This is a genomic window from Geminicoccus flavidas (assembly GCF_009806515.1).
In the GTDB taxonomy this organism is placed as follows: Bacteria; Pseudomonadota; Alphaproteobacteria; order Geminicoccales; family Geminicoccaceae; genus Geminicoccus; species Geminicoccus flavidus.
In genome coordinates, this window is record NZ_WUJP01000648.1 from 1 (window position 1) to 5,150 (window position 5,150).

Consider the following 5,150-nt stretch of genomic DNA (forward strand, 5'->3'; position numbering starts at 1 on the left):
TACGGCCTGATCGCCGAAACTATCGCCACGCCGGAGGACCGCAGCTTCGTCGAGTACCGCCTGCGCGAGGACGCGCGCTGGCATGACGGCCGCCCGATCACCGTCGACGACGTGGTGTTCAGCTTCGACATCCTGCGCACCAAGGGCGCGCCGCTCTACCGGGTCTATTACGCGGACGTGGAGCGCGCGGAGAAGATCGACGAGCGGCATGTCCGCTTCCTGTTCAAGGGCAGCTTCAACCGCGAGCTGCCGCTGATCATGGGCCAGCTGCCGGTCCTGCCGGCGCATTGGTGGCAGGAGCGCGACTTCGAGACGCCGTCGCTCGAGCCGCCGCTCGGCAGCGGCCCCTACCGGGTCGAGCGGGTCGAGTCCGGCCGCTCGGTGACCTACGCCCTGGTCGAGGACTGGTGGGCCAAGGACATCCCGGTGATGAAGGGCCGCTTCAATTACGGCCGGATCCGCTACGACTATTACCGTGACGCCAACATCGCGTTCGAGGCCTTTAAGGCCGGCGCGTTCGACTGGCAGGTGGAGAGCTCGGCCCAGCGCTGGGTCACCGGCTATGACATCCCGGCCGTGCGCCAGGGCCTCCTGATCAAGGAGGAGATCAAGCGCGAGAGCGGCGGGGTCATGCAGGGCTTCTGGCTCAACCAGCGCCGCGACCAGTTCAAGGACCGGCGGGTGCGCGAGGCACTGGGCTACGCCTTCGACTTCGAGTGGTCGAACCGGACGCTGTTCTACGACCAGTACACCCGCTGCAACAGCTACTTCTCCGGCTCGTCGGTGTTCGCCGCCACGGGTCTGCCGGAAGGCGCCGAGCTCGCCCTGCTCGAGCCTTATCGGGACCAGCTCCCCCCGGAGCTGTTCACGCAGGAGTTCACCCTGCCGGTCACCGACGGCAGCGGCAACAACCGCCCGCAACTGCGTCGGGCGCTGGAGCTGCTCAAGGAGGCCGGCTGGGAGGTGCAGGACCGGCGCATGGTCGAGGTGGCGACCGGCAAGCCGATGCGGTTCGAGATCCTGCTGGACAGCCCCTTGTTCGAGCGGATCGCTGGGCCGTTCGTGAAGAACCTGGAGCGGCTAGGCATCGCGGCCACCGTGCGCACCGTCGATTCTGCGCAGTACCAGAACCGGGTCACCGCGTTCGACTATGACGTGATCGCCCAGATCATCGGCCAGAGCCTGTCGCCGGGCAACGAGCAGCGCGAGTACTGGGGCAGCCAGGCGGCAGCGCAGGAAGGCAGCCGCAACTATGCCGGCATTGCGGATCCGGTCGTGGATGCCATGATCGAGAAGGTGATCTACGCGAACAGCCGCGAGGAGCTGGAGACCGCGTGCCGGGCCATGGACCGCGTGCTGCTCTGGGGCTACCACCTGATCCCGCACTGGTACTCGATGTACGACCGCCTGGCCCGCTGGGACAAGTTCGGCCGGCCGGAGCGGATGCCGCGCTACAGTATCGACCTGTTCTCCTGGTGGATCGAGAACCAGCGCGCGACTCAGGTCGAGCAGGCCAAGTCCGAGCTGCCGGCGGACTGATTACCCGGTGCTCGGCTACATCCTGCGGCGGCTCTTGCTGATCATCCCGACCCTGTTCGGGATCATGCTGATCAACTTCGCCATCATCCAGGCAGCGCCCGGCGGGCCGATAGACCTGATCGTCGCCCAGCTCCAGGGCCAGAACGTCGATCCCACCGCCCGCTTCTCCGGGGGCGGGCAGGGGGAGACCAGTTCGCAGGCCGGCAACGACCAGTCCCGCTCCGCGCGCGGCATCGACCCGGCTCTGCTCGCCGACCTCAACCGCCAGTTCGGCTTCGACCGGCCGGCGCACGAGCGCTTCCTCAAGATGCTGGGCGACTATCTGCGCTTCGACTTCGGCAACAGCTTCTTCCGCGGCCGCCCGGTCACCGAGCTGATCATCGAGAAGTTGCCGGTTTCGATCTCGCTGGGCGTGTGGACCACGCTGATCACCTATCTGGTCTCGATTCCGCTTGGCATCCGCAAGGCGGTGAAGGACGGCACGCCGTTCGACATCTGGTCGAGCACGCTGGTCTCGATCGGCTATGCGATCCCGAGCTTTTTGTTCGCGGTGCTGCTGATCGTCCTGTTCGCCGGCGGCAGCTACTTCCAGTGGTTCCCCTTGCGCGGCCTGACCTCCGACGACTTCCACCGCATGACCTGGTGGCAGCAGATCCTGGACTATCTGTGGCACCTGGTCCTGCCGGTGACTGCCATGGTGATCGGCAGCTTCGCCTCCCTCACTCTGCTCACCAAGAACGGCTTCGTTGAGGAACTGGGCAAGCAGTACGTGCTGACGGCACGCGCCAAGGGCCTGGCGGAGCGGCGCGTCCTCTACGGCCACGTGTTCCGCAACGCCATGCTGATCGTGATCGCGGGCTTTCCCGCGGCACTGCTCTCGATGCTGTTCACCGGCGCCTTGCTGATCGAGATCATCTTCTCGCTCGATGGGTTGGGCCTGCTCAGCTACGAGGCGGCGATCAACCGCGACTACCCGATCATCTTCGCGACCCTCTACTTCTTCACCCTGGTGGGCCTGCTGCTGCGCCTGTTCTCCGACCTGACCTATGTCCTGGTCGACCCGCGCATCGACTTCGCCAAGGTGCGGGTGTGAGCGTGCCGCCCAGCCAGCGCTGGCTGTCGCCCCTGAACCGGCGCCGGCTCGCCCAGTTCAGGGCGAACCGGCGCGGCTATGTCTCCTTCTGGCTGTTCCTCGTCGTGTTCGCGATCTCGCTCTGTGCCGACCTGATCGCCAACGACCGCCCGCTCCTGGTCCGCTATGACGGCCGGTTCTACTTCCCGACCGTGGTGTCCTACCCCGAGACCGAGTTCGGCGGGCTGTTCGAGACCGAGGCCGACTATAACGACCCGGCCGTGATCGAGCTGATCGAGGAGAAGGGCTGGATCCTGCAGGCCCCGGTGCCCTATCGCTACGACACCATCGTGCTGGGCGTGGAGCGGGCACCTTCGCCGCCGTCGAAGCAGAACTGGCTGGGCACCGACGACCAGTCCCGCGACGTGTTCGCCCGCGTGCTCTATGGCCTGCGCCTGTCGATCCTGTTCGGTCTGACGCTCACGCTGCTCTCCTCGGTGATCGGCATCGCGGCCGGCGCGCTGCAGGGCTATTACGGCGGTGCCGTCGACCTGATCGGCCAGCGCCTGATCGAGATCTGGAGCGGGCTGCCGCTGCTCTACCTGCTGATCATCCTGGCGAGCTTCATCGTCCCGGGCTTCTGGACGCTGCTGATCATCATGCTGATGTTCTCCTGGATGACGCTGGTCGACATCGTCCGCGCCGAGTTCTACCGCGCCCGCACCCTCGACTATGTCCGCGCCGCCCGCGCACTCGGCGCCACCGACCTCACCGTGATGCGCCGGCACATCCTGCCGAATGCCATGGTCAGCTCGCTGGCGCTGCTGCCATTCGTCCTGTCCGGTGCGCTCACCACGCTCACCGCCCTGGACTTCCTGGGCTTCGGCCTGCCGCCGGGCTCGCCGTCCCTGGGCGAGCTCCTGGCGCAGGGCAAGAACAACCTCCAGGCCCCCTGGCTCGGCATCACCGGCTTCCTGGTGACCGCGGTGATCCTCACCCTGCTGATCTTCACCGGCGAGGCGGTGCGCGACGCGTTCGACCCGCGCAAGACAATGGGGGACAGCGCCTGATGCCGCTCCTGGAGGTGCAGGACTTGGCCGTGCGCTTTCGCGGCAGCGAGGGCGAGGTGACAGCAGTGGACGGGGTGTCGTTCACGCTGGACCGGGGCGAGACCCTGGCGCTGGTCGGCGAGAGCGGCTCGGGCAAGTCGGTGACGGCACTCTCGATCCCGCAGCTCCTGCCCTATCCCAAGGCGTTCCACCCGGCGGGCTCGATCGTCCTGGACGGCCAGCAGATGGTCGCAGCAACCGAGCCCGTGCTGCGCGAGCTGCGCGGCAAGCGGATCGGCATGATCTTCCAGGAGCCGCTCACCTCGCTCAATCCCCTGCACACCGTCGAGCGGCAGATCGGCGAGGTCCTCCAGCTCCACGAGGGCCTGCGCGGCGACGCGCTGCGCCGGCGCATCCTGGAACTGCTGCACCAGGTGCGCATCCGCGACCCGGAATCCCGCTTAAGCAGCTATCCGCACCAGCTCTCGGGCGGCCAGCGCCAGCGGGTGATGATCGCGATCGCGATCGCCTGCCGGCCGGACTTGCTGATCGCCGATGAGCCCACCACCGCGCTCGACGTCACCGTCCAGGCGGCGATCCTGAAGCTCCTGCGCGAGCTGCAGGCCGAGATGGGCATGGCGGTCCTGCTGGTCAGCCACGACCTCGCCGTGGTGCGCAAGGTGGCGCAGCGCGTCGCCGTGATGCGCCACGGCCGGATCGTCGAGCAGGGGCCGCTGGAGCAGGTCATGGAACGGCCGCGCCATCCCTACACCCAGGAGCTGATGGCGGCGGAGCCCAAGGGGCCCCCGGCCAGCCGCGACCCCGCCGCCCCGACCCTGGTCGAGACGCCCGGCCTGAACGTCGCCTTCCCGCTGGGCGGCGGCTGGCTGCGCAAGCCGCGCGAGGTGATCCACGCGGTGCGGGACGTCGCCTTGCGCATCCAGGCCGGTTCGACGCTGGGTGTGGTCGGCGAGAGCGGCTCGGGCAAGACCACGCTGGGCCTGGCGCTGCTGCGGCTGGTAGGCTCCTCCGGCCCGATCGTGGTGCAGGGCGAGGCGATCGACGGCCTGCCGCGCGACGAGGTGCGCCGGCTGCGCCAGAAGCTCCAGATCGTGTTCCAGGACCCGTTCGGCTCGCTCAGCCCCAGGCTCAGCGTGGGCGAGATCGTGGGCGAGGGGCTGGACATCCACAAGCTCTGCCCGTCTGGCGACGCCCGGCGCGCCCTTGTCGCCCAGGCCCTGGAGGAGGTGGGCCTGGACCCCGCCACCATGGACCGCTACCCGCACGAGTTCTCCGGCGGCCAGCGCCAGCGGATCGGCATCGCCCGGGCCCTCGTGCTGGATCCGGCCTTCATCGTGCTGGACGAGCCGACCTCGGCCTTGGACGTGTCGATCCAGGTGCAGATCATTCAGCTCCTGAAAGGCCTCCAGGAACGCCGCGGCCTGACCTTCATGTTCATCAGCCACGACCTGCGCGTGGTCCGCGCGATC

At 67.9% G+C, this 5,150-nt stretch carries 4 protein-coding genes; all 4 read left to right on the forward strand.

Annotated elements, in window-relative coordinates; translation table 11 throughout:
- Positions 1–1,539: extracellular solute-binding protein (locus EQG76_RS18320; RefSeq protein ID WP_159715822.1), on the forward strand; the 1,539-nt coding region annotated here is incomplete at its 5' end.
- A 7-nt stretch (positions 1,540–1,546) separates the two neighbouring features.
- Positions 1,547–2,632 carry a microcin C ABC transporter permease YejB gene (locus EQG76_RS18325; protein ID WP_159715823.1) on the forward strand — a complete coding sequence of 362 codons (1,086 nt, stop codon included), beginning with the start codon at positions 1,547–1,549 and terminating at the stop codon, positions 2,630–2,632.
- Positions 2,629–3,681 carry an ABC transporter permease gene (locus EQG76_RS18330; RefSeq protein ID WP_235031437.1) on the forward strand — a complete coding sequence of 351 codons (1,053 nt, stop codon included), beginning with the start codon at positions 2,629–2,631 and terminating at the stop codon, positions 3,679–3,681. Before EQG76_RS18325 ends, EQG76_RS18330 begins: the two co-directional genes overlap by 4 nt.
- Positions 3,681–5,150 (forward strand): ABC transporter ATP-binding protein (locus tag EQG76_RS18335; protein WP_159715824.1); only part of this gene is annotated, 1,470 nt, incomplete at its 3' end. The genes EQG76_RS18330 and EQG76_RS18335, both read left to right, overlap by 1 nt.